Source organism: Aquitalea aquatica, assembly GCF_013911085.1.
GTDB lineage: Bacteria > Pseudomonadota > Gammaproteobacteria > Burkholderiales > Chromobacteriaceae > Aquitalea > Aquitalea aquatica.
The window spans coordinates 153,678-179,770 of record NZ_JACERN010000046.1 but is presented as its reverse complement, the minus strand read 5'-3'; the positions used below and the strand labels follow the sequence as shown (position 1 = coordinate 179,770).

Genomic DNA, 26,093 nt, shown 5'->3' with positions numbered 1-26,093 from the left:
TTGTCTCGGGGTCTGCTTACCCACGCTTTAGCTGTTTTACGCCCGCAAGCTGTGTCAAATCGGCGATCAAGTTTGGATGCATTTGAACATGGATTTTCATATTGCGTCAAGCTCGACGCAGCATTCCTGCCATGAATAGACATTTTCTGCAGGAAACCGGCGTTATTACACCAGAATACTCAGGAATCAAGCAGTGTTTGATCAATCGGCAAATACCGATATTCCATTGCGAAAACAACCAGCCCAGCGCCCTGCTCAGGCCGGCAATAGCGCGGCACAGATTGGCAGGTGGTCGGATAGCCGCGACCAGGGCCGGCCATGCTGCACTTCGGCACTCACCACCTGCAGGCCGCGCACATAGATGCGATCCAGCGGCAGCATGGGCATGCGCGCCGGAAAACTCAGCGCATGACGCCCGCTCTTTTGCAGGAAAACCTCTTGCAGGCCAGCCGCCTGCAGACAGTGGCTGGCCTCGCCCTGCCAGTCATTGAAGTCGCCAGCCAGGATGATGGGCACATCCGGCGCAATAGCGGCACCGATGTAATGCACCAGATTGGCATATTGCTTGCGCCGGTCGCGCGCCAACAGGTTGAAATGGGCACACAGCGCCACCACCGGCTGCTGCCAGCCCTTGGGCAACATCACGCAATGCAGTACGCCACGGCTTTCAAAGCGGTTGACGGAGATATCGCGATTGCACCACTCGATGATGGGATAGCGTGACAGCAGCGCATTGCCATGGTGGCCATGCTCATAAGCCGCATTCAGCCCGTAGGCCACCTTGTGGTCCAGCCGCCGTGCCAGGTAGTGGTGCTGCGGCAGCTGCGGCCAGCCCTCGTGCCGCAAGGCGCGCAGCAGGTTCTTGCCCTGCACCTCCTGCAAGAACAGCAGGTCGGGCGACAGCGTCTCCAGCGCCTGGGCAATTTCCTCCACGCGCAGGTGACGGTTGAGCGGCGACATGCCCTTGTGGATGTTGTAGGTGGTGACTTTGAGCGGTTTCATGACTCTATCCATAGCCCACTCAGGCAGGGCAGCGCCAGCCCCCTGCGCAGATGAGGTGAAAAAAGACCGGAAACTGTGCAGATCAGCCCGGTGTGGTGACAGTCGTCATGCAAGACTGCATGCAGCACCTGCCACCGGGCGAGTCCCGTATTGACCAGCGAAGTCATGGGCTGAGGCAAGGCTACTTCAGATAGGAGCGCACAATTCGCATCACCTGGTCCACCTCTTCCTGCCGGGTTGAATCTGCCTCCGGCTCGCCAGCAGCAGGCTCGGGCGACAGCAGGTGCTCCCGCAGATGGCCTTCCAGCACCTCGGCCATCAGTCCGTTCACCGCCCCTCGAATGGCAGCGATCTGCTGCAATATCGCCATGCACTCCTGGCCTTCTTCCAATGCACGCTCGATGGCGGCGGCCTGGCCCTTGATACGCCGAACCCTTGCCAGTAAAGGCTTCTGACCCTTGATGGTATGTCCCATATTGCTATTTTCCTTCTCAAAACATACTAGGGGGTAGTATATTGCGTGCAATTACCAATGCGAAGCCCGTCATCATGCCACCTCTTTCCGAACTGATACAGCAAGGCTCCACCAATCTATGGCTGTTCATCCCGTCCGCCATCCTGCTGGGGGCGCTGCACGGACTGGAGCCTGGGCATTCCAAGACACTGATGGCGTCTTTCATCATCGCCATCCGCGGCAGCATCGCCCAGGCGGTATTGCTCGGCCTGTGCGCGGCACTGTCGCACTCGCTGGTGGTGTGGCTGCTGGCTGCAGCGGCGCTGCATTTTGGCAATCAGCTGCTGGTGGAGCAAGCCGAACCCTGGTTGCTGCTGTTGTCCGGGCTGATCGTACTGGGCATTGCCGCATGGATGTTCTGGCGCACGCGGCAGGACAATCTGGCCGCCCGTGCCTGGCAGCATGCACCGCACGGCGGCAAGATCATCAACACTGGCCATGGCCTGGTCGAGCTGCTGATCAGCCCGCAGCAGCCGTCACATCTGCAGCTTTACTGCTACAACAATCACATGCGCCCGCAACCACCACAGGCCGACGTACGTTATCAGCTGCAGCTACGCCGCGATGATGGCCACAGCGAAAGCCATGATTTGCTGCCACATGGCAAGATTTTGCAATCAGCCAGCCCGGTGGCCGCACCACACCAGTTTGATATCACGCTGGACATGCAACACGGCGGCCATGGCCATCAGTTTGCCGTCCGTTTCGGCCCGCCGCCGAGCCAGCGCTATCGTAGCCAGGCCGCCCCGTCAGTAGCTGGGCGTGGCCAGCTTGCCGCCAAGCGCCCGCAGCAAGGCCATATTCAATCTGCAGCCAGTACCGTCTATCAGGATGCGCATGAAAAAGCCCATGCCGATGAAATTGCCCGCCGCTTTGCCGGCAAGCCGGTGAGCACGGCGCAGATCGCGCTGTTTGGCCTGACTGGCGGGCTGATGCCCTGCCCCGCTTCCGTCACCATTCTGTTGCTGTGCCTGCAATTGAAACGGGTGGCGCTGGGCGTGACCATGGTGGCGTCTTTCAGCCTGGGACTGGCGCTATCGCTGGTCAGCGTGGGGGTCATTGCAGCCTGGGGAGCCCAGAAGCTAGGACAGCGCCTGGGTAATCTGGATGGCGTGGCGCGGCGGCTGCCCTATCTGTCCAGCTTGCTGATGCTGCTGATTGCACTGGTGATGGTGGTACAAGGCTGGCGACAGCTGGCCGCCTGAGTAGGCTGCCAGGAATAAAAAAACGAGGCCGCAGCCTCGTTGATCTTTCCGGCCATCAGGCCTTGATCCAGCCCAGGGCAATCGGCTTGGCCAGTAACAGGCGATACGCCTCATTCAAGGACTGTAACAGGCGCGGCCCGCAGGCTGGCCAGGCCAGCGCCAGCAGCCGGCTATATAACAATGGTAAGAGCAGGCCACCCAGGATATCCAGCGGCCAGTGCACTCCCAGATAAACACGCGACCACCCCACAAGCACGGTCAGCAATAGCAGGATACGGCCGAGGCTAGCCTTGCCGGCCAGCCAGAAGGCATAGGCGGTAGTGGCGAAGATGGTAGTGTGATCGCTGGGAAAGGAGGGGTCGGCCGCATGGTCGATAAAACGGTAACCCAGCCCGATGGCAAAGGGGCGCGGATGGTCCCACAGCATGCCGATCAATTGATTGCACAGCAGGGCCAGGCCTACGCTGAGCAATACCCGCAGCGCTCTTTCCCGCTGTGGCTGCTCTCCCCACAGCCACATTCCCAGCAGCAGCAGCGGAATCAGCAACACCAAGTATTTGGCCAGGAAAATGGCCAGCTTGATGGCTAGCAGCGGTGATGCCGGGCTGGCATTGATGGACAGGAACAAAGCCTGGTTAACGCTTTCCAGTACAAACATGTAGGGTCGGTAACAAAAGTAAAACCGCATTGTAACCAGCACGACATGAGCTGTCCTTGCGTGTTTTGTGACAATCGGGCATACATCGCTGACAAGATTTACCACCGCCATCGCAGCGAGTGGCTGGGCAGCAAGGGGACAGCTCCGCCCTGAAGTCACCATGGCACAGCCATCCCTGCAACAAGTGGCAGCTGCACTTTATCGGAAATTTTCCAAACTTTCCGTTCTATTGTAGAGTCATTTTATTTTTTCAAGTTATAAAAAACTGCCATGAGCGCCACACCCACCCCAGCGGCGCCTGTCGCCATCAGCCTGCGACAAGCCTTCGCCTTCTGGCTCAAGCTGGGCTTCATCAGCTTTGGCGGCCCCGCCGGACAAATCGCCCTGCTACACCAGGAACTGGTGGAAAAGCGGCGCTGGATCTCGGAGCGGCGTTTTATGCATGCGCTCAACTACTGCATGCTGCTACCAGGGCCGGAAGCGCAGCAGCTGGCCACCTATATCGGCTGGCTGATGCACCGCAGCTGGGGCGGCATCATTGCCGGCGGCCTGTTTGTACTGCCTTCGCTGTTCATCCTGATCGGGTTATCCTGGCTGTATCTGGCGCTGGGCCAGCTACCCTTGGTAGCCGGGCTGTTTTACGGCATCAAGCCAGCCATTGTCGCCATCGTGCTGCAGGCCGCGCTGCGCATCGGCCAGCGCGCGCTGAAAAACTGGCTGTTGTGGACACTGGCAGCTGCCTCCTTCATTGCACTGGCAATATTCGGCCTGCCATTTCCGCTGATCGTACTCAGTGCCGCTGCCATCGGCTATCTGGCCGGACAGCGCTATCCGGCGCTGTTTGCCACCGGCAAGGGCGGCCATGGCCAGCCTGCAACCTCCTCCGGCCCGGCACTGATCGACGATGACACGCCCACACCGGCGCATGCCCGCTTCAGCCTGGGTGGACTGCTGCGGGTAGTGGTGGCCGGCAGCCTGCTATGGGCAGTACCGCTGCTAGTGCTGCTCAGCCACTATGGCTGGCAGCATCCGTTTACCCAGATGGGCTGGTTTTTCACCAAGGCAGCCTTGCTGACTTTTGGCGGTGCGTATGCGGTCTTGCCCTATGTCTACCAGGGTGCGGTCGGCCACTATGGCTGGCTGAGTGCGGGTCAGATGATGGACGGTCTGGCGCTGGGCGAAAGCACACCCGGACCATTGATCATGGTGGTGGCTTTTGTCGGCTTTGTTGGCGGCTATCAGCATGTGGGTGACAGCGCGCCCTGGCTGGCCGGTACTGTGGCAGCCTGCCTGGTGACCTGGTTTACCTTTTTGCCATCGTTTCTGTTCATCCTGGCCGGTGGACCGCTGATCGAACGTACCCACGGCACGCTGTCGTTCACTGCGCCACTGACCGCCATCACGGCGGCGGTGGTAGGGGTGATCGCCAACCTGGCGCTGTTCTTTGGCTGGCATGCACTATGGCCGCAGGGCTGGCAGGCGGGGCCGGACTGGATGGCCGTGCTAATTGCATTGGCAGCGGGCGTGGCGCTGCTGCACTACAAGGTGGGGGTGATCCGGGTGATTGCGACCGCTGCGCTCAGCGGCTGGCTGCTCAGGCTCTGAACAGGGTCTAAGCCTATTCGAGACCGAGACGGGACGGTAGCAGGCGAATGGCCGCAGCATTGGACGGGGAAAACACCAGCTCGGCCGCCTGCTGCCAGGGCAGCCACTGCTGGGCGGTATGTTCGCCCGGTGCCAGTTGCACGCTTTGCGGCTGAGCCAGCTGCAGTCCAAACACATACTCGTCGTTATGCGTGACCCCGTCAGGATAACGGTGACGCCAGTGCGGATAGATTTCGTAGCGGTTGTGCAGCTGCCAGTCAGTCAACTGATGCTCGGTAGCCACCAGCCCGGTTTCTTCCAGCAATTCGCGGCAGGCGGTTTGCAGCAGGCTTTCCTCGCCCTCGCGGCTGCCGGTGACGGATTGCCAGTAGCCGGCCTTGTCAGCGCGTTCGATCAGCAATACCTGGCCATCTGCGGTGTGAATCACCACCAGCACCGATAGCGGCTGCTTAGTGCCCATCGCCACGACTCCCGCCATTGTCAGACTGGCTGGCTGCCAGCAAACCGGCCAGCTCCACCGCCGACTTGACGCCCATTTTCTCGAACACGCGCGAGCGATGGACCTCTACCGTTTTCATGCTGATGGAAAGATCCTCGGCAATCTGCTTGTTGAGCTTGCCCAGCAGGATCAGCTGCATGACTTCCTTTTCACGCTCCGTCAGCAAGGCCAGTAGCGCACTGACACGCTGGCGGCGGCCATGGATGGCGCGATTGGCCTCGTCCTGCTGCAGCATCTTCTCCACCCGCGCCAGCAGCACTTCATCATCGAAGGGCTTTTCCATGAAATCCAGCGCACCCAGCTTGATGGCTGCCACTGCATGTGGCACATCGCCATGCGCTGTCAGCATGATGGCGGGCGGGCAATAGGCCAGCTCGGCCAGCCGCTCCAGCAGCATGATGCCGGACATGCCGGACATGCGCAGATCGACGATCAGACCATTGAAACCGGCATCCGGCCCAGTAGCCAGAAACTCCTCGGCACTGTCAAAGCCGCTGACCTGGTAACCCTGGCCATCCAGCAGCCAGATCAATGCCTGCCGCACCGCAGCATCGTCATCCACAATCGCCAGTCGTTTGCCGCTCATGCCTGCCCTCCCCGGCCGGGCAGCGCCACGGCCACATCGCTGACAATACGCACATCACGCTGCGGATAGGGAATCTCGATGCCGAGTTCCTTGAAGCGCCGCCAGATGGCCAGATAGATTTCCGATTTCAGCCCCATGAAGCCGTTTTCCGGGTCTTTCACCCAGATGCCCAGCTCCAGATTGATGCCGTTATCGGCAAAGGCCGTGACAAAGGCCGCCGGAGCGGGATCGGTCGGCACCCGCGGGTGCACGGCAGATTCGCGCAGCACGGCCAGCGCCTGGTCCAGATCGGTGCCGTAATCCACCTGGATGGGCAGGCTGATCCACATTGCCTTGTCCGAATAGGACTGGTTGATCACGGTATTGGAAATCAGCGCATCGTTCGGCACCAGCGCTTCCGAACCATCGGCGCTTTTCAGCACCACGTAGCGTGAGGTGATGCGCGTGACATAGCCCACCCGATTGTCCACCATCAGCCGGTCACCAATACGGATGGAGCGGTCCAGCAGAATGATGAAACCAGAGACATAATTGCTGGCAATCTTTTGCAGACCAAAACCCAGGCCCACACCCAGCGCACCACCGAACACAGACAGTACGGTCAGGTCTATGCCCACCACAGGCAGGGCAATCAGCACCGCCACCACGATAAGCAAGGTGCGCGCCATCTTGGAAAACACGATGCGCAGCGACAGGTCCATGTGCTTGAGCCCCATCACCCGCGCCTCGATCACCCGGCTGACCCACAAGGCCACCACCACGATGATCGATACCCACAGCATGGCGTTGAGAATGGTCAGCAGGTCCAGATGGGTCTTGCCCACGGTAAAGGACACCGATTGCAGCCAGTCCAGCATCACATCGTCAAAGCCGATGGCCCAACTGACAAAACCCAGCCACAGCACGGTGGCGATAAAGTGCTCGGAATGGCGCTCGAACTTGCCCTTGGGCAGCGCCTGGCGCATCACCGAGGAAAACAGCCGGATCACCCCCAGCCAGAACAGCATGGCGGTAAACAGCGGCAGCAAATGTGGCCGGCTATGCGTCAGCAGATTCCAGCCGACAATGCACAGCAGCATGCTGACCAGTGCCACGCTGGGCAATACCAGCCGGAAGGCGGTGTAGGTGACAAAACGCTCGTAGCGTTCCGGATGGTGCTGAAACCAGCGCCGAAACACCTGCCGGGCCGCAAAGGTTCCCAGCAGCAGGCACAGCACAGCCAGCAGCAACTGGCTCAGACCGGTGCCAGTCTGGGCGGCCAGCATCACCGAATCAAAATTCATTTCTTCACGAACTAGCAGCACCTGACTCTCCTTACCATCACCATCCGGCCTTAGTGACCGACCACGGCGTTCTGCACATGACCTTCCACCAGCCGCAATATGCGTTGCGCCCGCCCGGCCAGCTCCAGATCATGGGTGACGATGATCAGGCTGGTGCCCAGGCCCTCGTTCAGCTCCAGCATCAGGTCGAATACCTGACGCGCGGTCTGGTAATCCAGATTACCGGTTGGCTCGTCGGCCAGCAGGCAGGCCGGCTGGGTGACCAGCGCCCGGGCAATGGCCGCACGCTGGCGCTCACCGCCGGACAATTCACCCGGTTTGTGCTGCAAGCGTTGCGACAGCCCCACCCGCTCCAGCATGGCGGCGGCCTGTTCGGCAGCCTCCTTGCGTGGCAGACGGCGAATCAGCAAGGGCATCATCACGTTTTCCAGCGCGGTAAACTCTGGCAGCAGATGATGAAACTGGTAAACAAAGCCCAGCGACTGGTTGCGCAGCACGCCACGCTCGGCCTCGGACAAGCCGGCCAGATCACGCCCCAGCACTTCCACCACGCCTTGGGTCGGCGTATCCAGCCCACCCAGCAGGTGCAACAGCGTACTCTTGCCCGAACCGGAAGCACCGACAATGGCCAGCCGCTCACCCTTGTCCACGCTCAGCGACACATCGGACAGCACGGTCAGGTTCAGCCGGCCTTCGCTATAGGTTTTGCCCAGATTGCGGCAGTTCAGCACATTACTCATAACGCAGCGCCTCCGCCGGCTGGGTACGCGCAGCGCGCCAGCTGGGATAAAGGGTAGCCAGCAAGGCCAGCAGCAAGGCAATCACGGTAATGGTGCTCACGTCGCCCAGCTGCACGTCGGATGGCAGGTAGTCGATCATGTACACCTCGCTGGACAAGAGCTTGGTGCCCAGCACGCGTTCGATCAAGGGCACGATCACATCCAGATTCAGCGCCACCAGCACACCACCGGCTACCCCGGCCAGCGTGCCGCTGATGCCCGCCACCGACCCCTGGATCATGAAAATCTTCATGATGCTGGACGGTGCCGCGCCCAGCGTGCGCAGAATGGCGATGTCGGCCTGCTTGTCGGTTACCACCATCACCAGCGTGGACACCAGGTTGAAAGCCGCCACTGCCACGATCAGGGTAAGGATGATGGTCATCATGCGTTTTTCAATTTGCACCGCACGGAAGTAATTGGCATTGGTGTCGGTCCAGTCGGTTACCTGCGACTGCTGGCCCAGCGCCTGCTGCAGATTGGCCTTCACCAGCGGGGCCAGCATCGGGTCGTCCAGCTTCAACCGCACACCGCTGACGGTATCGCCAAGGCGCGACAGCACCTGGGCATCCTGCAGATGAATCATCGCCAGCGAGGCGTCGTATTCGAACATGTCCACCTTGAAAATGCCGATGACAGTGAACTGCTTGTAGCGCGGAATCATCCCCGCCGGCGTCACCGTGCCCTGCGGCGTGAACAGCGTCACCTTGTCGCCCATGCCAACGCTGAGCTGGCGCGCCAGCTCCACCCCCAGCACGATGCCGAACTGGCCGGGCTTCAGTGCCTCCAGCTTGCCTTGCAGCATGTGCTGGCCCACATCCACCACCTTGTCTTCCAATACCGGCTCGATGCCGCGTACCAGGCCGCCACGCACATTGCCATAAGCAGAAAACAGGCCCTGGCCATTCACAAAGGGGGCGGCGGCCACGACGTGGGCATCGCGCTCGGCCACCTTGGCTACGCCCTGCCACTGCGGCAGACGCCCGTCAAAGGCAGAGATTTCCACATGCGAGGCCACGCTGAGGATGCGGCCACGGATTTCCTTCTGGAAACCGTTCATCACCGACAGCACGATGATCAGCGCTGCTACTCCCAGCGCGATGCCGACAATGGAAATCAGGGAAATAAAGGAGATAAAACCATTGCGCCGCTTGGCGCGCAGATAACGCAGCCCGATCAGGACTTCAAAAGGCCATTGCATGCCGGTCTGCCTTTCAGGGCTGATAGGGGTTGTGCAGGCTTTGCATCAGCCGCACCAGGAAATCCTTGACCTGCTGTTCGTCACAGCCCATCAGAATCGCATCTTCCAGCGCGTCTTGCGCCATCTGCTGCAATTCCTCCAGGTTTTCGTTCATTACCTTGATTTTTTCCACACAGGCGACAATGCCGCCTTGCGGGTCTTTCCATACCGGAATGTCAATATTCATGACCATGCCTGGCTAATCCTGAAAACGCAATGCCCGCCAAGGCGGGCATCGTGATGATGGTCAGCCGCCGACGGTTCAGCCGGCGACCTTTTTCTTCTTGCCGTGGCCGGACTTGCTGGCGCGGGCGGGCTTGTCGCTACGCGCCGACTTGCCACCCTTGCTGGCTTTTTCGGCCTTGCCGCCCTTTTTCTTGCTGGCCGGTGCTTCGGCCACTGCCTTGCACTTCTTGCCTTTGCGACATTTTACCTTGGGCGCTGCCGCCACACTGCTGTCACGCGGCTTGGCCGCGGCACTATCGGCGGCACCCGGCAACTCATCCGCCGCCTGCACATTGGCATTGTTGCGGTTGATGCGGCGTGCGCCATTCCAGCGGCTTTGCCAGTAGCTCTGGTTCAGGCTCACCACTTCGACATTGCGCCCGGTACGCGGCGCATGGATGAACTTGCCGTTGCCCATATACATGCCAACATGGGAATAGGCAAAACCCCGGGTATTGAAGAAGACCAGATCACCGGCGACCAGTTCACTTTTATCGACAGCCTTGCCGATATGCGCCATCTCGGCCGAGGTACGCGGCAAATTGACCTTGAGGGATTTCTGGAATACATAACGGACAAAACCGCTGCAATCCAGACCACTGACCGGCGAATTGCCACCAAAACGGTAGGCCACGCCCAGCAGGCTCATGGCCTGCAGCAGCAAATCACCTACAGCATCCTCGCCAGGCGAGGCATACTTGGCAATGGGGTCTTCCGAGGCCTCGACCTTGGGCCGTGCATCCTGCACATTCTTTTCCGGTGCGGCCTGGGCAAAAACCATGACGCCAGCAAGCATCACGGCGAGTAATCGGAGTTGCAATTTCATAGGCCGCACTCTATCGGACAGGGACGGGAGTGTAAAGCCAACTTGGACACCAATAAGCCCATGCTCAGAGAAACTCTTGTTGCAATGCGCGACCTTCCGCGCCTGAAAGAAATCAGCGGCATCCTCATCCGCCACGGCCTGGGAGAGTTCGCCCAGCGCCTGCGTCTGCCACGCGCCATGGAGAAAGCCGGCGAATGGCTGAACCTGCACCTGCCGGATGCCGACGCCGGCCTGCCCACGCCGGTGCGGGTGCGACTGGCCTTCGAGGAGCTGGGCCCCACCTTTATCAAGCTGGGGCAAATTCTGTCGACGCGGGTGGATGTTTTCCCGGCCGAGTGGATTGCCGAATTCGAAAAACTGCAGTCCACGGTGCCGCCGGTCGACCCGGCCTCGGTGCGGCTGCTGGTGATCAAGGCCCTGGGCAAGCCACCGGAAGAGCTGTTTGCCAGCTTTGATGAAAAGCCCATCGGCTCGGCCTCCATCGCCCAGGTGCATTTCGCCACCCTGCATGATGGCAGCCATGTCGCCGTCAAGCTGCGCCGCCCCGGCATCGTGGAAAAGGTGGATGCCGACCTGCGCATCCTGGCGCACCTGGCCACGCTGATCGAAATGGAATTCCCCGATGCACGGCGCTTCCAGCCGGTGGAAATCGTCAGCCAGTTTTCCCGCTCACTGAAACGCGAGATGGACCTGGCGGTGGAAGCGCGCAATATGGAACGCTTCGCCCGCGACTTTGCCGATGACGCCCAGGTGGTGGTACCCAAGGTGTACTGGGACTACACCAATCCGGCGGTGAATGTGCAGCAGCATATCGATGGCGTACCGGCCAGCCGACTGGATCAATTAGCTGACAGCGGGCTGGACCCGGTGCTGCTGGCCAGCCGTGGCGCAGACGCCGTGCTGAAGATGATCCTGCTGAATGGTTTTTTCCATGCCGACCCACACCCCGGCAATGTGTTCTTCCTGCCGGAACACCGTATTGCCTTTATCGATTTCGGCATGGTGGGGCGCATCAGCCATGGCCGGCGCGACGAGATCGTCGACCTGCTGGCCGCGCTGGCCGAGCGTAACGAGCACGCCATGATGGACGTGCTGGTGGAGTGGACCGGCAACACCCCGGTGGACGAGCAGAAGTTTGCCTACGACATCAGCGAATTCATGTTCCAGTACGAGCACGTGCCGCTGAAAGACCTCAATATCAGCCAGCTGATCACCGACATCATGGCGCTGATCCGCGACCACGGCATTCTGCTGCCGCCGGACATGGCCATGCTGTTCAAGGCACTGATCACCCTGGAAGGACTGGGCCGCCAACTGGACCCGGATTTCCAGCTGGTGGAGCACATCACCCCTTTTGTGCGCGAACTGATGCTGGCGCGCTACCACCCGAAAACCCTGCTCAAACGCGGCAAGCTCACCCTGCAGGAAACGCTGGGCATGCTCACCGGCCTGCCACGCGACATCCTGCGGCTGTCCAAGGACATCCGCCAGGGCAAGTTCCGCATCAATCTGGACCTGCAGCGGCTGGACAGCTTCGGCAAACAGCTGGACCGCAGTACCAATCGCCTCACCATGGCCATCGTCACCGGCTGCCTGATCATCGGCTCCTCCATCGTGATGACGGTGAACGCCGGGCCCAAGCTGTTCGGCCTGCCCTTTTTCGGCTTCATCGGCTTCATGATTGCCCTGTTCAACAGCGTATGGCTGATCTGGTCGATCTGGCGCTCGGGCAAGGAGCTGTAATGCGCCGGCTCATGACCGCTCTCCTGCTGCTGAGCAGCACGCCGGCGCTGGCGCTGCAGATTGTCGAGCTGAGCTGGCGTCAGGCCAGTGAGCTGCAAAGCGCCCTGCAAGCGCAGCTGCTGCCGGATGAGCGGCTCAGCGCACTGGACAACAAGCTGATCATCGATGCCAGCCCGGTACGCGAACAACAACTGGCGGCACTGGCCAGGCAGCTGGATGTACGCCCGCTCAGCCTGCGCCTGGAAGTGAGCCAGTCCGGCAGCAGCGTACAAAACCAGTCCGGGGTACAGCTACAGGGCAATATCAGCATCGGCCACATCATCCCCGGCAGTACGGGCAATGGCGTCAGCTTGTCGGCGCAGCAGAACAGCCGCAGCCAATCCGGCCAGAGTCTGCAAAGCCTCACCCTGCTGGATGGCCGCAGCGGTTTCATCCAGACCGCCAATAGCCGCCCGCTGCCCTGGCTGCTGCTGACGCCGCAAGGCAATATCGTGCGCGGCAGCAGCTGGCAGGAGGCCGTCAGCGGCTTTTACGCCCTCCCCCGCCTGCAAGGGGAGCGGGTGGTCATCGAACTGGCAGTCAGCCAGCAGGCTTTTGCCGGCAAGCAGCGCGAGGGCAGCCAGCTCTCCACTACCGTGACCGGGCCGCTGGGTGAGTGGATAGAGGTGGGCAGCATAGGCCGCGACGAGCAAGGCCGCAGCAGCTTGCTGATTGGCACAGGCCGGCAGTTGCTGCACGACCGGCAGTCGGTGCGCATCCGCGTACAGGCGCTACCCTAAGGTTTTACCGCAACATCGCAATGACTCCAGATGGCACTTGTCTTTGTAAATAATAATGATTATCATTTGCAAAACATATCGATCAGGAGCTGTCATGAATGCAATGCTGGTAGGCGCGGATACGCTGGGCAATATTCCCGAGGTGCTGCAAGAGTTCGGCATCACCATTCACCGTCACCTGAACGGGCGCAACAGCTCACATCAGCGCAAGAGCGACCGCCTGCCGGCCGGCACCGATCTGCTCATCCTGTTTACCGATTTTCTCGGCCACAATGTGATGCGCCATTTCCGTGCACTGGCGGCAGAAGAACAAGTCCGCTTCATCGCCTGCCGCCGCTCTGTCTGTGCCCTGAAACAGTCGCTGGACTGCGCCGGCCTCTCCAGCAAGCAGTGCGGCAGCTGCCCGCAGCGCTGTCAGCCTGCTACCAGCAGCAAGAAACGCCATTAAGCAAAAAGCCGGGCATAGGCCCGGCTTTGCTCATTCCACCTTGCAGCCTTACTCGCCGCGACCAGCCTTGCGTGCAGACTGCTGCAATACCTGTAGCTGATGGGAAAACTGGCGGCAGTTGCCGCACATCCACAAATGCACGCGCAAGCGCACGTATTGCCATTGGTTCAAGGGCTGGTCCAGCCCCTGTGATATCAGGCGACTGGCCTGCCGGCAGTTGATCTTCATGCCTTGGCCTCCCCGGTCCAGCGTATTTCGAAACATTCGCGCAAGCTCATGCGGGCGCGATAGAGCAGTACTGAACAGTTAGTCGCCGTCACATCCAGATTGTTACAGATTTCGGCAATTTCCAGCCCCATCACCTCGCGCATGACAAAAGCCATGGCGGTGCGCCGGGGCATCACCTCGGAACAACGCTCGAACACTTCCCAGAACTGGCGCGACATCAAGGACTCTTCCGGCCCACTCCAGGCCTTGATCTTGTCCTGCCAGTGGCCGTCCTTGCTGAACAGGCCGTCAAAGTCGCTGTCGTCGGTTTCATCTTCCAGCGATTCGAACAGCACCTCCTTGCCCTTGCGGCGCAGCCGGTCGATCAGCTTGAAGCGCAGGATGGAGGTGAGCCAGGTACGCAGGCTGGATTTGCCACTGAAGCTGTCGCCCGACTCCAGCGCAGCCAGCACGGTTTCCTGCACGATATCGTTGGCGGCATCACGATCGCGCAATTGCGCCAACGCATAGCGTTGCAGATAGGGCAGCTCGGCTTCCAGATCGGCATGGGCAATCATGGCTCAGTCTCCACGACAGTAATCGACCGCATGTTCCAGCCGGTCCACGGTAATCACTTCCAGCCCTTCGATAGGCTGGCGCGGCTTGTTGGCCGTGGGCACGATGGCGCGGCTGAAGCCCAGCTTGGCGGCTTCCTTCAGCCGCTCCTGTCCACGCGACACCGGACGCACCTCACCAGCCAGCCCCACTTCGCCAAACACCACCAGTTTTTCCGGCAAGGGCTTGTTACGCAAGGACGATACCATGGCCAGGATCACCGCCAGATCGGCTGCCGGTTCGCTGATCTTGACCCCGCCCACCGCATTGAGAAACACGTCCTGATCAAAGCAGGCCACGCCACCGTGGCGGTGCAGCACCGCCAGCAGCATGGCCAGCCGGTTTTGTTCCAGCCCCACCGCCAACCGCTTGGGCTGCATGCCATGGCAATCGTCCACCAGTGCCTGGATTTCCACCAGCAGCGGGCGGCTGCCCTCCTGGGTGACCAGCACGCAGGAGCCGGACACATCATCCCGATAGGAAGACAGAAAGATGGCCGAGGGATTGGACACACCTTTGAGACCGGTTTCGGTCATCACGAACACACCCAGCTCGTTGACTGCGCCAAAGCGGTTCTTGATGGCGCGAATCATGCGGTAGTTGGAGTGGGCATCGCCCTCGAAATACAGCACGGTGTCCACCATGTGTTCCAGCACGCGCGGGCCGGCCAGCGAGCCTTCCTTGGTGACATGGCCTACCAGCAGAATGGTGGTGCCGGTCTGCTTGGCCATGCGGGTGAGCTGGGCGGCACATTCGCGCACCTGCGATACCGAACCGGGGGCCGAGGTCACCTGCTCGGTATACAGGGTCTGGATGGAGTCGATGACCGCCACTTCCGGTTGCTCCTGCTTGAGCGTTTCCAGAATGGCTTCCAGGCGGATTTCCGCCAGCAGATTGACCTGGCTGGGGTCGACCGCCAGCCGCGAAGCGCGCAGGGCGATTTGCTGCGGAGACTCTTCACCCGAGACATACAGCACCTTGCGCCGCTTGCCGATCACCGCCAGCGCCTGCAACAACAGGGTGGATTTGCCGATGCCGGGGTCGCCGCCGATCAGGATGACCGCACCACGCACGATGCCACCGCCCAGTACGCGATCCAGCTCGTCGATACCGGAGGGATCACGTGGGACTTCTTCAGTCTTGACCTCGGACAGCACCTGCACGCGAGCATTGGTGGTGGACCAGGACTGGAAGCGCGGATTGCTGGCTGCAGGCGTGGAGACGGCTTCGACCAGGGTGTTCCAGGCGGAACAATGGGGACACTGGCCCTGCCATTTCGGCACTTGGCCGCCGCACTCGGTGCAGCTGAAAACAGTTTTGGTTTTTGCCATCAGGAAAAGCGCAGGAAGGATTCAACCGGGATTGGCGTTATTGGCATTGTCGGCCGGGGGCTGGCCGTTGTCGGCGGGTTTGTTGCCATTGAGTTGCTGGATGATGTTGAGCAGGCGCTTCTGGTCAGGTTCGCCGGCACTGCTGCCGGCCTTGGCCTTGGCTTTGTCACCGCCACCATTATGTCGAATGGCGGCCAGTACTGCCGCCACTTGGGGATCGCTCTTGGCAGCTTTGTCGGCTTCCTCGCTGCTCAGCGGCGGCGGGCCTGCCGGGCTGGGCGCAGCACTGGAAGACTTACCCTCTGCCGGGGCGGCAGCCGGTGCCGCCGCGCCATCCTTGGCGCCAGACGCCGTATCACCATGTGGCTTGGGGCTGTCACTGGCGGGTGGCTCCATGGTGTCCAGCTTGTTCTTGGCCATGTACTCGTTCATTTCGCGCCAGCCAGCGTAAATGGCCGCGGTATCGGCATCCGGATTGCGCTTGAAGCACTCTTCCAGCGAACGGCCAGTCTGGCGACAGGCAGCGCCCAGCGCCTTGTGTGCTTCCTTGGACAGGCCGGACACATTATTGACCCAGTTGCAGCCGGCCAGCAGCACCAGCAAGGGCCAGATCCACAGACTCTTCATGCTCTCCCCCCATACACCATCTGCCGGCCACCCCGTGGTGACCGGCCATGTGCCGCTTATTCGCCCTTTTGACTGCGCAGGTCCAGTTCGACGATTTCGCCGCTCTGCCCCTTGCTGGCAGCACTCATCCAATGCAACAGATAGGGCATCAGCGTAGCCAGATCAGCCCGCTCGCTCTTGGCTTCGCCAGGATGGGTGCGGTTGCGCTGCGGCGAATTCACCGGCCCCGGAATCAGCTGATTGACACGCAGGTTCGGATACACCTCCCACTCGTCGGCGGCAACCTTGGTCAGATAATTCAGGCCAGCCTTGGAAGCGCCAAAGCCACCCCAGTACGCCGCCGGATGCAGCGAATGGGTTTCACCCATGAACAATACCGAGGCATCGGCCGACTCTTTCAGCAGCGGCAGGCAGGCGCGGGTCAGCGCAAACGGTGCCACGGTGTTGATGCGGTACTGGTTCATCCACTCGTCGATGCCCTGGTTGGACAGCGGCGACAAGGCATAAAAATGCGAGGCGCAATGCACGATGCCATCCAGCTGGCCCAGCTCGCGCTTGATCTGGAAGGCGGCGTTGCTCAATTGCTCGTCGGTTGCCGTCAGCAGATCCAGCGGAATGGCAGCCGGCTCTTTGCCGCCGGCCGCCACGATTTCATCGTAGACCTTTTCCAGCCCCTTGACGCTGCGCGCCAGCAAGACCACCGAAGCACCATGCGCGGCAAACGTCAGCGCAGCTTCCCGACCTACCCCTTGCGTAGCCCCCGTCACCAGAATGACGCGGCCAGCCAGACAATCTTTGGCAAATGTTTGGTTCATATTGATTTTCTGCTGTGAGTCACCCGGCGGCGACCCGTGATGATGGCAAATCCTGTAATAGCTGGCGGGCGGCAGTCACACCGCTTTGCACCGCCCCTTCCAGCGTGGCGGGGTAGTCCGGGCACAGCCAGTCCCCCGCCAGAAAAACCGATTGTACCCTGCTACGGCAGTGTGGTCTTGTCAGTCCCACGGTCGAGGCAAAGGTGGCACGCTTTTCCACGATCAGCTGCGCGGCGGTCGGCTGCAAGCCATTCAAAGCCGGCAGCAGCTCACCGATATCGGTTTCCACCTTGCGCAGCAGCGCTTCGCGACTCAGTGCCTGCACCGCCAGCGGCGGTGCGCTGATGACAGCGGCCAGCAAGCCACGTTCGCCGGACAGCGCCTGACGGTCGAACAACCAGTCCAGCGTGCCGCCCTGCAAGCCCATCATCGGCAAGGGCATGGCAATGTCGGCGTCGTAGCGCAGGTATGCGGTATATATCGGCCAATACTGGAAAGCCTTGACCTGGGCCTGCAAGGTGGGCTCTTGCAACAGGGCAGCAGCGTGATAAGGCGCCAGCGCCACGATGGCCGCATCAAAAGTCTGGCCATCCACCAGCACACCGTGCGCAGCTGCTTGTACCTGTTCCACACGCACCCCGCCACACCACTGCACGCCCTGCTCACCCAGCCAGCGCAAGGCCGGGGCCGGAAACAGCGCGGACAAGTCCTGCCTGGGCAGCAAGAGGTCGCTATCGGCACGACGGCCACCCAGGCTGTCGCGCAGCGTGGTGGCCAGAATCTGCATCGAGGCCTGCTCCAGCGGGGTATTGAGTGCCGAGAGCACCATGGGCCGCCAGAATTGTTCCACCAGCCAGTCGGACTGGGCCTGCTGCCGCAACCACTGCTTGACCGTACAATCTTCGGCCAGCTGCCAGCCCTGCCATTTCAGGCTTTGCAAGGCGCGGGCCAGTTGCCACTTGTCCTGCCAGCTCAAACCCTTGGCCGACAGCAGGCCAGCCAGCACATGCAGCGGTGCCGGCCAGCGCGGGCATTGCATGCGCACGCCATTCTGGCGATACCAGCTCAGGGGCAAGCGCTGCATGGCCTGCTCGGGGTCGACACCCACCTTGCGCATCAAGCGCAGACACTGGAGATAGCCACCGATCAGAATATGCTGGCCGTTATCCAGCTGGCTATCACTGGCACTGATGCGGCGCGCCCGTCCGCCCGGCTCGCGCCCAGCTTCAAACAGCGTCAGCTCGGCGTGGCCAGCCAGCTCGACGGCTGCCGCCAGGCCGGCCCAGCCGGCGCCGATGATGGCAATACGGGGAGTGGCAGCCATGTATGTATCAGGCCTTGTAGCCCAGCACCCAGGTACGCCAGGCCAGCCACAGCTTGCGTACTGGCGTCAGCGACAGGCGCTGGTTGAGCACCTTGGCTGGGCCGTCCAGCTGGATTTCTTCCAGCGTGGCGCGGTAGATGGCCGCCATCAGCAAGCCGGGGCGCTGGCTCTTGCGGTCCACTGCCGGCAGCAGTTCCCAGGCGCGGCGGTAGTATTCGCGGGCGCGCTCGATCTGGAAGCTCATCAGCGCGGCGAATTCGGGGGTTTCCCGGTAGCTGCTCAGATCACTGGCCGGCACATTGAAACGCTGCAACTCTTCCACCGGCAAGTAGATGCGACCACGGCGCACGTCTTCACCCACGTCGCGGATGATATTGGTCAGCTGGAAGGCAATGCCCAGTTCGTGGGCGTATTTCAGCGTTTGCCGGTCCTGGTAGCCGAAAATCTGCGCCGCCAGTTGCCCCACCACGCCGGCCACCCGATGGCAGTACAACAGCAAATCCTGGAAACGCTCGTAGCGGGCGAAGTCCAGATCCATCTGCATGCCATCGACAATTTCTTCCAGCAGGTTCTGCGGCAGGTCGAGTGCCGCCACATGCGGCTTGAGCGCCTGCATCACCGGGTGTTCCGGTTGACCGTGGTAGAGCTTTACCACCTCGCCACGCCACCAGGCCAGCTTGGCACGGGCCACGCCCTCGTCGTGGCATTCGTCCACCACATCGTCCACTTCACGGCAAAAGGCATAGAGCGCGGTAATGGCATCGCGACGGTCTGCCGGCAAAAAGCGGAAACTGGTGTAAAAGCTGGAGCCACTGCTGGCGGCCTTGTCCTGACAATACTGCTGCGGCGTCACTCGCCTCTCCTCATCTGCCATCGGGCCTGCCGGAGCGTCCCGAAATATGGTTGTTATGGTAGGTAACGCTAGCTAAAGCGGCTGACAAAATGGATCGGCACCTTAAGAAGCTCCGTTGCTTTGTCAGCAGCACTTAACGGGTGCGCAGTGCACGCCACAACATATAGATCCAGTCGCGCCAGGTCAGCACCGGGCGCTGGCGGAACACATCGCCGCCACTGTCGTGCAGCTTTTTCAGAATACGTTCGCCGCCCATGATGACCAGCCGCAATTCCAGCCCCAGCCGCCCCTTGAGCACTTTGCCCAAGGGCGCACCGGCCTGCAGCATTTTACGGGTGCGCTCGACTTGCGCCAGCATCATCGGCCGCCACAGCCCGGTGGCATCGCGCCCGGCGATCTGCGATTCGCGGATGCGGAATTTCTGCAGATCATCCAGCGGGATATAGATACGATCCTTATCCCAATCGATGGCCACATCCTGCAAGAAATTGATCAGTTGCAGCGCGGTGCAGATGCCATCAGACATGGCCAGGCTGCGCGGGTCGTTTTCACCATACAGCGCCAGCATCAGCCGCCCGACCGGATTGGCCGAACGACGGCAATAGTCCACCACTTCGGCAAAGGTCTGGTAACGCTTTTTCACCACATCCTGGCTGAAGGCCGACAGCAGATCGTAAAACGGCTGCATAGGCAGCGCATGACTGCTGATGGCGGCGGCCAGGTTACGCATCAGCGGCATGGCCGGAATGCCGCCATCGCGGATGACATCCAGCTCGTCCTGCAAGTGTGCCAGTTCGCGCAGCCGCTCTTCCGGCTGCTTGTCACCTTCGTCGGCAACATCGTCGGCATAGCGGGCAAAATGGTAGATGGCATGCACCGCCCGGCGCATGCGGCGGGGCAGCAAAATGGAACCTACCGGGAAGTTTTCATAATGGCCAACCGACATCGGCATTCCCGCACAGTCATTGCTAAGCCGCCGATTATAGCGCAGGCCGCGCCGCAAAATTTTTTTCGCAGATCCCTTTACAGCCAACGGCAGCCTGTCTATACTGCGCCCCACTGTGAACGACAGACACGGGGCTATAGCTCAGCTGGGAGAGCGCTTGCATGGCATGCAAGAGGTCAGCGGTTCGATCCCGCTTAGCTCCACCAAATCGTTCCAGTCGGATAAAGTTCTTAGGGTCCCCATCGTCTAGTGGCCTAGGACATCGCCCTTTCACGGCGGTAACCGGGGTTCGACTCCCCGTGGGGACGCCAGAGTATCAGACGTAGTACCCGTGGGGGTATAGCTCAGCTGGGAGAGCGCTTGCATGGCATGCAAGAGGTCAGCGGTTCGATCCCGCTTATCTCCACCACAGACAGTAAGCTTTTGATGACACACTGACGGTTATCAGGAGTCCAGCATTATCGGGGGTATAGCTCAGCTGGGAGAGCGCTTGCATGGCATGCAAGAGGTCAGCGGTTCGATCCCGCTTATCTCCACCACACTACAGTCAGCTTGTGATGTCGGCTCCAGACCGCATGGCAAGTCAAGCAACACCGGGGGTATAGCTCAGCTGGGAGAGCGCTTGCATGGCATGCAAGAGGTCAGCGGTTCGATCCCGCTTATCTCCACCAAATCAAAAGCCGGAATCTCACGATTCCGGCTTTTTTCATTGCTGCACGCTACTCTATTATATACTGCCCTGCTCCGGGCCAATCAGCTGATTGATACGCAATACCTGATCTGCCGCCTGCAACAACAGCGGATGCTGGGCCATGCCGAATCCATCGCGCACCAGTGCCATGACAAAGCGCATACCATGCAACACCAGCCGTGCGGCATGCTGCTCGTCCGCATGCAATACATTGCCCGCCATCCGCTGCCGCAAGCGCCGCTCGCGCCCGCCAGCCATCAAGTGCATGCCGTCAGCCGGCGGTGGCTGCCGGCTGTACAAGCGGTAGGGCAAGGGCCACTCATCCACCACTGGTGGCTGCCGTCCGGTCAGTTCCTGCACCACCTGCTCCAGCTCGCTGGCCAAGCGCAATAGCGCCTCCAGCCCGGCCTTTACCTGGCTGCGCCCCCCCTGCATCATCTGCTCATGCAATAGCTGTACACGGCGATGCAAAAAGCGCAGCTTGGCCAGTGCCAGCCGCCGTCCAGCGTCGTCCTGCCCTTCCCTGGCCTGCCTGGCCAGATCATCCAGATAGGCCACCCAGTCCAGGTATTCGGCCAGCGCCTCGCTACCAGGCTGAAAACCAGCCATCTGCGCCGTGGCAGGCGCAGCGCGGTAAGCCGGCTGTGGATTCCAGGCCGACGCATTCAATAACACATTCTGCTTGGGTGTGACTTTCACAGTGATTCCTCATCGCCTTGCTGGCCAGCCCCATGCAATTAAAACCATACGCTTATTTTATTTTAAATATATCGACAAATTATGCCCAAACTTTATGCGTCGCCATAGTCCGCGCGGCAACCATGAAAAATGCCAGGGCAAAGCCCTGGCATTGGTGAACAGCAAGCAAGTAATCGCTCAGGAAAACAGCATGTGACCCAGCTTGGCCGCCTTGGTATCCAGGTAATGGTCGTTGTGCGGATTACGCCCCACCATCAGCGGCACCCGCTCCACCACATCGATACCTGCATTCTTCAGGGTTTCCAGCTTGCGCGGGTTATTGGTCATCACCCGCACGCTCTTGATCGACAGCGCATCCAGCATATAGCGTGCCACACGGAAATCACGCATGTCGGCCGGAAAGCCCAGTTGTTCGTTGGCCTCCACCGTATCCGCACCGCCATCCTGCAGCTTGTAGGCGCGGATTTTGTTGATCAGGCCGATGCCGCGACCTTCCTGCCGCAAGTACAGCAAGGCACCACGACCTTCCTTGGAGATGGCGTCCAGTGCCGCTTCCAGCTGGAAGCCACAATCGCAGCGCAGCGAAAACAGCGCATCGCCAGTCAGGCACTCCGAATGCAGACGGGCCAGAACTGGCAGGCCATCGGCCACATTGCCCAGGGTCAGCACCACGTGTTCGCGCCGGCTGTCGGTTTCCTCGAAACCATGCATGGTGAACTCGCCCCAGGGGGTGGGCAGGCGGCAGCTCGCCACATAATCGACAACGGGTTCTACCTGGGGATTGGGAAATTGCACGGCCATGCTTGCTCCGGAATCTGTTCAGAAAGCTCAGCGCTTGCCACGCAAAGCAATTAGTAATAGTGAGTACTATTTAACTGAGGGCAAGTTACATCTTTTCAAGCGGCGGCATGGTCGCAAAGGGAGCGGCCAGAACAATTGCCAATGCCGCCAGCCATACCAAACGGCTTTCGTCGAAGAAACCGGCCTGGCTGGATTCGGCATCCAGAATACCCAGCACCCGGTCGTGCGCGTCAACAACAGGCAGGCAGACTTCGCTTTTTACCTTGGGGTCGCATTCGTAATAGCCGCCACCCTCTGCCCGCCATGCCGCTACATCTTCGATCAGCACCCCCCAGCCTGTCAGACCCACCCGGCTGTTATTGCTGGTTTCGGCAAAGGCTTCAGTCAGAGGGAATTCAGCGCGGCTGGGCAGGCCCTGATAAGCCAGCTTGACCAGGCGCGCCTCTTTGCCTTCGCCAGCGCGGCGATAGATGCCCAGCCAGTCGGCACCGATCTTGTGATTCACCGAATCCACCAGCGCATTCAGATTGGTCAGCAAGCTGCGGGCTTGCTCACCCTCGCCGTCAAACCAGGGGGCCAGGTCATACGGCTCGTCAGCCAGTTCCTCGATCAGCGAGCAAGCGCCATCCTCGCTCAGCTTGGGCACCGGATAGCGAAACAAATCGCGCTGCAGCGGCGCCTTGTCCACGTCCAGCACCGCCTGCAGGGTCATCACGGCGATTTGCAGTTCGGTACGGTCAAGCTTCAAACCCTGTTCGCGCACATAATCATTAAGCTGGCGGTTGGGTATCATCAACACTCCTGGCATTAGCATAAACATTTGCCGGCAGCCATCTGGCCGTCGACAAGATCGAACCTGCAAGGATACCAAGACCATCGGCAAAAGTCGCCCCGTTCACCAGCGTGGTTTCCCGCCTTCTTCGGCCAGCGGCAATGGCCAGGCAGCTGCTCTGGACATGAAAAAAGCTCCCTCGCGGGAGCTTTCTTTGCAAACCGGCAGCAACAGAATCAGCCGGCACGGCCCAGCTTGAAGTTTTGCCACAGACGCGAGTACACGCGCAGGGTCTTCGGATCAACCGACTTCATGATGAAGCCTTTCTTCACGTCATCTGCAGTCGGGAAGATGCTACGGTCAGCCAGATACTTCTTGTCGACAAAGGGACGTGCAGCCAGGCTACCCGGTGCGTAAGTCACTTTGTTGGCATTGGCGGCTGCCACATGCGGGTCCAACGTGTAGTTGATGAAGGCCAGCGCATTGGCCACATTGGCCGAATCCTTCGGAATGGTCATGCTGTCCACCCAGAAAGCCACGCCAGACGACGGCATCAGCACCTTGATGTTCACACCGCGCTTGGCTTCTTCGGCGCGACGTTTGGCAATGTTCAGGTCGCCGCCATAACCCATGGCCAGGCAGACGTCGCCGTTGGCGATGTCGTTGATATAGCCGGAAGACGAGAACTGGGTAATGCTGCTGCGGATGGCTGCCAGCTGCGGGGTAACAGCCTTGTAGTCGGCCTCGTTATTGCTGCCCGGCTGCTTGCCATAGTAATGCAGTACTTTGGGCAGTACGTCAGAGGCAGAGTCCAGAATGCTGACGCCGCAGGACTTCAGCTTGGAAACATATTCCGGCTTGAACAGCAGATCCCATTCATTGGCCGGCAGCTTGCCGCCCAGCGCCTTTTTCACCTTGTCTTCATTGATGCCCAGGGTGATGACGCCCCAGAAATACGGCACAGCGTACTTGTTGCCCGGATCGGATGCTTCCATCAGCTTCAGCAGGGCCGGATCCAGGTTCTTGTAATTGGGGATCTTGCTCTTGTCCAGCGGCTGGAACAGACCAGCCTTGATGCCCACTTCCAGCACATTATTGGAAGGCACGGTGATGTCATAGCCAGAGCGGCCGGTCACCAGCTTGGCATTCAGCGTTTCCATGCTGTCATACACGTCGTAGCGTACCTTGATGCCGGTTTTCTTGCTGAAATCAGGCACCGTGGTGGGCGCAATGTAATCCGACCAGTTGTAGATGTTAACAACCGGGGCGCCAGCCTGAGCAGCCAGTGCAGATGCAGCCAGCAGGCCGCCTACAAGCATTTTTTTCATTGTTTCCCTACTCCTTTGATACAGGTTTGATGCTGCGTGCCTGTTTAGAATATCAGCACATTTATGATCAAATCTACTATTTCCTTAAACAGCCACGATGGACAGGCTGCTCGCAGGTCGCAGTTTGGTCCAGCACAAAGACAAAAACCGCCAGAATATGGCGGTTTTGACACAGGCTAACAAGACAGCACAGCGACTAGTGCCGCGCCTCGCGCACCGCGGCCAGCAGATCGTAATTGAACAGTGTGTTGGCATCCTCCTCGTCAAACACATAATGCTGGTTGCAATAGTCGCAGACAATTTCCACGCTACCCTGCTCCAGCAACACTTCACCCACTTCCTGGCCGCCCAGCATTTTCAGCATATTGCCCACCCGCTCCTGGCTGCAGTTACAGGCAAAGCTGACGCCCTCCGGCTCGAACACACGTACCGTTTCCTCATGAAACAGCCGGTGCAGAATATCCTCTGCCGACAGGCCAAGCAGCTCTTCAGCCTGCAAGGTGCCACCCAGAATGCTGATGCGCTCCCAACCTTCCGGCTCGCCATGTCCGTCCGGCAAACGCTGCAACAGCATGCCGGCCGCCGTATTGTCGTTACAGGCCAGAACCAGGCGGGTTTCCAGCTGCTCGGAACGCAACATGTAGTTTTCCAGCATCTGGCCGATGGTGTCGCCCTCCAGCGCCACAATGCCTTGCCAGGTTTGCGATTTGTCGTGGCGGGGCTCCAGCGTGATGACAAACTGGCCGCTACCGCCCAGCAGCTCCAGAATGGGAGCGTCGTCCGCCAGGTCGCCATCCCACTTGGCAGTGGCGCGCACCGTGCGGTCGTGGTTGCACTCCACCACAGCCAGGCGCAAGGGGCCGCTGCCATGCAGCTGCAAAATCATTGCACCTTCAAACTTGAGATTGGCAGCCATCAGTTCGGCTGCTGCCATCATTTCACCCAGAATGGTTTTCAGGGCTGCCGGATAGGCCCGGCGTGCCAGCACCTGCTGCCATGCGCCATCCAGGCGCACCAGCGCACCGCGTACCGGTGCACCATCAAACAGGAAGCGTTGCAAAGTATCGTGTTGGCTCATGCTGTTTTTTCCTTGGCGGCGTCCTCGGCCACTTCTACGGTATAGACGGTCATCGGCAAGCAGGAATTGACATCAAACTCGCAGCCAGCACGCACGCCGATTTCTGCGATTTCCCGTGCACTCAAATCCTGCTCATAAGCGGCAAACATTGCCCCCATGGCGAATTTGCGCCCCGAACCTATCGCCCAGAAACGCGAAAACTGGTAGATCTCACGCATGGGATAGACACCGAAAATACCGTGGGCATTGGCGATCACCACCATCATCTGGCTGGATTCATAGGGATCTTCTTCGTCCTCTTCCGGACGCAGGTAAAACCCGTCTTTCAATTTGGGATGCAGTTTGCGAAAGGTATCGAAAATACCCTTGCGACTGGTCAGGTCCTTTTTCTTCAGCTCTTTCAACGCACCTTGCAAAACCAGGTCGTGGGCAGCGGAGCCGGAAATCGCCAGATAGCTGTCGCCATGCTGGAAAATCTTGTTATGAAAACAGTCATATCCGGCCAGCAGTTTCTGGTCGTCGCCAAAAGTCGTCTGGCTATCGGCGGCAATAGCAATCTGATTGCCTTTTCTCACTGCCACAATGGTTGTCATTACTGCGCTGCCTGCTTACAA

At 60.1% G+C, this 26,093-nt stretch carries 29 protein-coding genes and 5 tRNA genes; 10 read left to right on the top strand and 24 right to left on the bottom strand.

Going from position 1 to position 26,093, the window contains the following annotated elements; all coding sequences use genetic code 11:
- Positions 1–255: 255 nt before the first annotated feature.
- Together H2Z84_RS20465 and H2Z84_RS20460 are read right to left on the bottom strand one after the other, a co-directional pair.
- On the bottom strand, positions 256–1,002 hold the full coding sequence (locus tag H2Z84_RS20465) for an endonuclease/exonuclease/phosphatase family protein (RefSeq protein WP_103525445.1): 747 nt from the start codon (positions 1,000–1,002) through the stop codon (positions 256–258).
- A gap of 181 nt (positions 1,003–1,183) precedes the next feature.
- Complete coding sequence (locus H2Z84_RS20460; RefSeq protein ID WP_181837620.1) at positions 1,184–1,477, bottom strand: metal/formaldehyde-sensitive transcriptional repressor; 294 nt, start codon at positions 1,475–1,477, stop codon at positions 1,184–1,186.
- Between the two features lie 74 nt (positions 1,478–1,551).
- Between H2Z84_RS20460 and H2Z84_RS21505 the strand changes: the two genes are divergently transcribed.
- Positions 1,552–2,721, top strand: a complete 1,170-nt coding sequence (locus tag H2Z84_RS21505; protein ID WP_181837619.1) for a HoxN/HupN/NixA family nickel/cobalt transporter — start codon at positions 1,552–1,554, stop codon at positions 2,719–2,721.
- A gap of 55 nt (positions 2,722–2,776) precedes the next feature.
- Here H2Z84_RS21505 and H2Z84_RS20450 read toward each other — a convergent pair whose 3' ends face one another.
- The gene (locus H2Z84_RS20450; protein WP_181837618.1) at positions 2,777–3,379 is read right to left on the bottom strand and encodes a phosphatase PAP2 family protein; all 603 of its coding nucleotides are present in this window, start codon (positions 3,377–3,379) and stop codon (positions 2,777–2,779) included.
- A gap of 270 nt (positions 3,380–3,649) precedes the next feature.
- On the opposite strand from H2Z84_RS20450, the gene chrA reads away from it, so the two are divergent.
- Positions 3,650–4,984 (top strand): chromate efflux transporter, encoded by a 1,335-nt coding sequence (gene chrA / locus H2Z84_RS20445; RefSeq protein ID WP_181837617.1) that lies wholly within the window; start codon positions 3,650–3,652, stop codon positions 4,982–4,984.
- A 13-nt stretch (positions 4,985–4,997) separates the two neighbouring features.
- Here chrA and nudB read toward each other — a convergent pair whose 3' ends face one another.
- The 7 genes from nudB to H2Z84_RS20410 form a co-directional block, all read right to left on the bottom strand.
- On the bottom strand, positions 4,998–5,444 hold the full coding sequence (nudB, locus tag H2Z84_RS20440; protein WP_181837616.1) for a dihydroneopterin triphosphate diphosphatase: 447 nt from the start codon (positions 5,442–5,444) through the stop codon (positions 4,998–5,000).
- Complete coding sequence (locus H2Z84_RS20435) at positions 5,434–6,069, bottom strand: response regulator transcription factor (RefSeq protein WP_181837615.1); 636 nt, start codon at positions 6,067–6,069, stop codon at positions 5,434–5,436. The genes nudB and H2Z84_RS20435 overlap by 11 nt, the downstream gene beginning before the upstream one ends.
- Entirely contained in the window at positions 6,066–7,373 is a 1,308-nt protein-coding gene (locus H2Z84_RS20430) for a mechanosensitive ion channel family protein (protein WP_309545503.1), read from the bottom strand. Before H2Z84_RS20430 ends, H2Z84_RS20435 begins: the two co-directional genes overlap by 4 nt.
- Positions 7,374–7,402: 29 nt before the next feature.
- The gene (gene lolD, locus H2Z84_RS20425) at positions 7,403–8,092 is read right to left on the bottom strand and encodes a lipoprotein-releasing ABC transporter ATP-binding protein LolD (protein ID WP_181837614.1); all 690 of its coding nucleotides are present in this window, start codon (positions 8,090–8,092) and stop codon (positions 7,403–7,405) included.
- Positions 8,085–9,332, bottom strand: a complete 1,248-nt coding sequence (locus H2Z84_RS20420) for a lipoprotein-releasing ABC transporter permease subunit (protein ID WP_181837613.1) — start codon at positions 9,330–9,332, stop codon at positions 8,085–8,087. The genes lolD and H2Z84_RS20420 overlap by 8 nt, the downstream gene beginning before the upstream one ends.
- Before the next feature lie 13 nt (positions 9,333–9,345).
- A complete protein-coding gene (locus H2Z84_RS20415) occupies positions 9,346–9,558 on the bottom strand; it encodes a hypothetical protein (protein ID WP_059286722.1) in 213 nt (70 codons plus the stop codon).
- A gap of 75 nt (positions 9,559–9,633) precedes the next feature.
- Positions 9,634–10,422: a C40 family peptidase gene (locus H2Z84_RS20410; RefSeq protein ID WP_181837612.1), complete on the bottom strand. Its 789-nt coding sequence runs from the start codon at positions 10,420–10,422 to the stop codon at positions 9,634–9,636.
- 60 nt (positions 10,423–10,482) lie between these two features.
- Here H2Z84_RS20410 and H2Z84_RS20405 point away from each other — a divergent pair, with 60 nt between their 5' ends.
- From H2Z84_RS20405 to H2Z84_RS20395, 3 genes are all read left to right on the top strand, one after another.
- On the top strand, positions 10,483–12,165 hold the full coding sequence (locus tag H2Z84_RS20405) for an ABC1 kinase family protein (RefSeq protein WP_181837611.1): 1,683 nt from the start codon (positions 10,483–10,485) through the stop codon (positions 12,163–12,165).
- A gap of 11 nt (positions 12,166–12,176) precedes the next feature.
- Positions 12,177–12,944, top strand: coding sequence for a hypothetical protein (locus tag H2Z84_RS20400; protein ID WP_181837610.1), 768 nt, complete (start codon positions 12,177–12,179; stop codon positions 12,942–12,944).
- A gap of 94 nt (positions 12,945–13,038) precedes the next feature.
- On the top strand, positions 13,039–13,392 hold the full coding sequence (locus H2Z84_RS20395; protein WP_103526250.1) for a DUF2325 domain-containing protein: 354 nt from the start codon (positions 13,039–13,041) through the stop codon (positions 13,390–13,392).
- A 48-nt stretch (positions 13,393–13,440) separates the two neighbouring features.
- Here H2Z84_RS20395 and H2Z84_RS20390 read toward each other — a convergent pair whose 3' ends face one another.
- The 8 genes from H2Z84_RS20390 to hpnC form a co-directional block, all read right to left on the bottom strand.
- On the bottom strand, positions 13,441–13,620 hold the full coding sequence (locus H2Z84_RS20390) for a zf-HC2 domain-containing protein (protein ID WP_181837609.1): 180 nt from the start codon (positions 13,618–13,620) through the stop codon (positions 13,441–13,443).
- Positions 13,617–14,177 carry a sigma-70 family RNA polymerase sigma factor gene (locus H2Z84_RS20385; RefSeq protein ID WP_103526249.1) on the bottom strand — a complete coding sequence of 187 codons (561 nt, stop codon included), beginning with the start codon at positions 14,175–14,177 and terminating at the stop codon, positions 13,617–13,619. The genes H2Z84_RS20390 and H2Z84_RS20385 overlap by 4 nt, the downstream gene beginning before the upstream one ends.
- Positions 14,178–14,180: 3 nt before the next feature.
- The gene (radA, locus tag H2Z84_RS20380) at positions 14,181–15,545 is read right to left on the bottom strand and encodes a DNA repair protein RadA (RefSeq protein ID WP_181837608.1); all 1,365 of its coding nucleotides are present in this window, start codon (positions 15,543–15,545) and stop codon (positions 14,181–14,183) included.
- A 21-nt stretch (positions 15,546–15,566) separates the two neighbouring features.
- Positions 15,567–16,172: a hypothetical protein gene (locus H2Z84_RS20375; protein ID WP_181837607.1), complete on the bottom strand. Its 606-nt coding sequence runs from the start codon at positions 16,170–16,172 to the stop codon at positions 15,567–15,569.
- A 56-nt stretch (positions 16,173–16,228) separates the two neighbouring features.
- A complete protein-coding gene (locus H2Z84_RS20370) occupies positions 16,229–16,987 on the bottom strand; it encodes an SDR family oxidoreductase (RefSeq protein WP_181837606.1) in 759 nt (252 codons plus the stop codon).
- A 19-nt stretch (positions 16,988–17,006) separates the two neighbouring features.
- Positions 17,007–18,311: a hydroxysqualene dehydroxylase HpnE gene (gene hpnE, locus H2Z84_RS20365; RefSeq protein ID WP_181837605.1), complete on the bottom strand. Its 1,305-nt coding sequence runs from the start codon at positions 18,309–18,311 to the stop codon at positions 17,007–17,009.
- Between the two features lie 7 nt (positions 18,312–18,318).
- Entirely contained in the window at positions 18,319–19,164 is an 846-nt protein-coding gene (gene hpnD, locus H2Z84_RS20360; protein WP_181837604.1) for a presqualene diphosphate synthase HpnD, read from the bottom strand.
- A 133-nt stretch (positions 19,165–19,297) separates the two neighbouring features.
- The gene (hpnC, locus tag H2Z84_RS20355) at positions 19,298–20,110 is read right to left on the bottom strand and encodes a squalene synthase HpnC (RefSeq protein ID WP_181837603.1); all 813 of its coding nucleotides are present in this window, start codon (positions 20,108–20,110) and stop codon (positions 19,298–19,300) included.
- 130 nt (positions 20,111–20,240) lie between these two features.
- On the opposite strand from hpnC, the gene H2Z84_RS20350 reads away from it, so the two are divergent.
- The 5 genes from H2Z84_RS20350 (at position 20,241) to H2Z84_RS20330 (ending at position 20,781) form a co-directional block, all read left to right on the top strand.
- A tRNA-Ala gene (locus H2Z84_RS20350) sits at positions 20,241–20,316 on the top strand.
- Between the two features lie 29 nt (positions 20,317–20,345).
- A tRNA-Glu gene (locus tag H2Z84_RS20345) sits at positions 20,346–20,421 on the top strand.
- 22 nt (positions 20,422–20,443) lie between these two features.
- Positions 20,444–20,519: transfer RNA gene (locus tag H2Z84_RS20340), tRNA-Ala, on the top strand.
- A 54-nt stretch (positions 20,520–20,573) separates the two neighbouring features.
- Positions 20,574–20,649, top strand: a tRNA-Ala gene (locus H2Z84_RS20335).
- Positions 20,650–20,705: 56 nt separating this feature from the next.
- A tRNA-Ala gene (locus H2Z84_RS20330) sits at positions 20,706–20,781 on the top strand.
- A 56-nt stretch (positions 20,782–20,837) separates the two neighbouring features.
- Here the strand turns inward: H2Z84_RS20330 and H2Z84_RS20325 are convergent.
- The 6 genes from H2Z84_RS20325 to H2Z84_RS20300 all read right to left on the bottom strand — a co-directional run bounded on the left by H2Z84_RS20325 (position 20,838) and on the right by H2Z84_RS20300 (position 26,072).
- Entirely contained in the window at positions 20,838–21,500 is a 663-nt protein-coding gene (locus H2Z84_RS20325) for a hypothetical protein (RefSeq protein ID WP_181837602.1), read from the bottom strand.
- A 177-nt stretch (positions 21,501–21,677) separates the two neighbouring features.
- Complete coding sequence (gene ribA / locus H2Z84_RS20320; protein WP_181837601.1) at positions 21,678–22,301, bottom strand: GTP cyclohydrolase II; 624 nt, start codon at positions 22,299–22,301, stop codon at positions 21,678–21,680.
- Between the two features lie 85 nt (positions 22,302–22,386).
- Complete coding sequence (locus H2Z84_RS20315) at positions 22,387–23,094, bottom strand: GAF domain-containing protein (RefSeq protein WP_181837600.1); 708 nt, start codon at positions 23,092–23,094, stop codon at positions 22,387–22,389.
- Between the two features lie 215 nt (positions 23,095–23,309).
- Positions 23,310–24,401 (bottom strand): polyamine ABC transporter substrate-binding protein, encoded by a 1,092-nt coding sequence (locus H2Z84_RS20310; protein ID WP_181837599.1) that lies wholly within the window; start codon positions 24,399–24,401, stop codon positions 23,310–23,312.
- 196 nt (positions 24,402–24,597) lie between these two features.
- Positions 24,598–25,479, bottom strand: coding sequence for an Hsp33 family molecular chaperone HslO (gene hslO, locus H2Z84_RS20305; protein WP_181837598.1), 882 nt, complete (start codon positions 25,477–25,479; stop codon positions 24,598–24,600).
- On the bottom strand, positions 25,476–26,072 hold the full coding sequence (locus H2Z84_RS20300) for an Ntn hydrolase family protein (RefSeq protein ID WP_181837597.1): 597 nt from the start codon (positions 26,070–26,072) through the stop codon (positions 25,476–25,478). Before H2Z84_RS20300 ends, hslO begins: the two co-directional genes overlap by 4 nt.
- Positions 26,073–26,093: the final 21 nt, after the last annotated feature.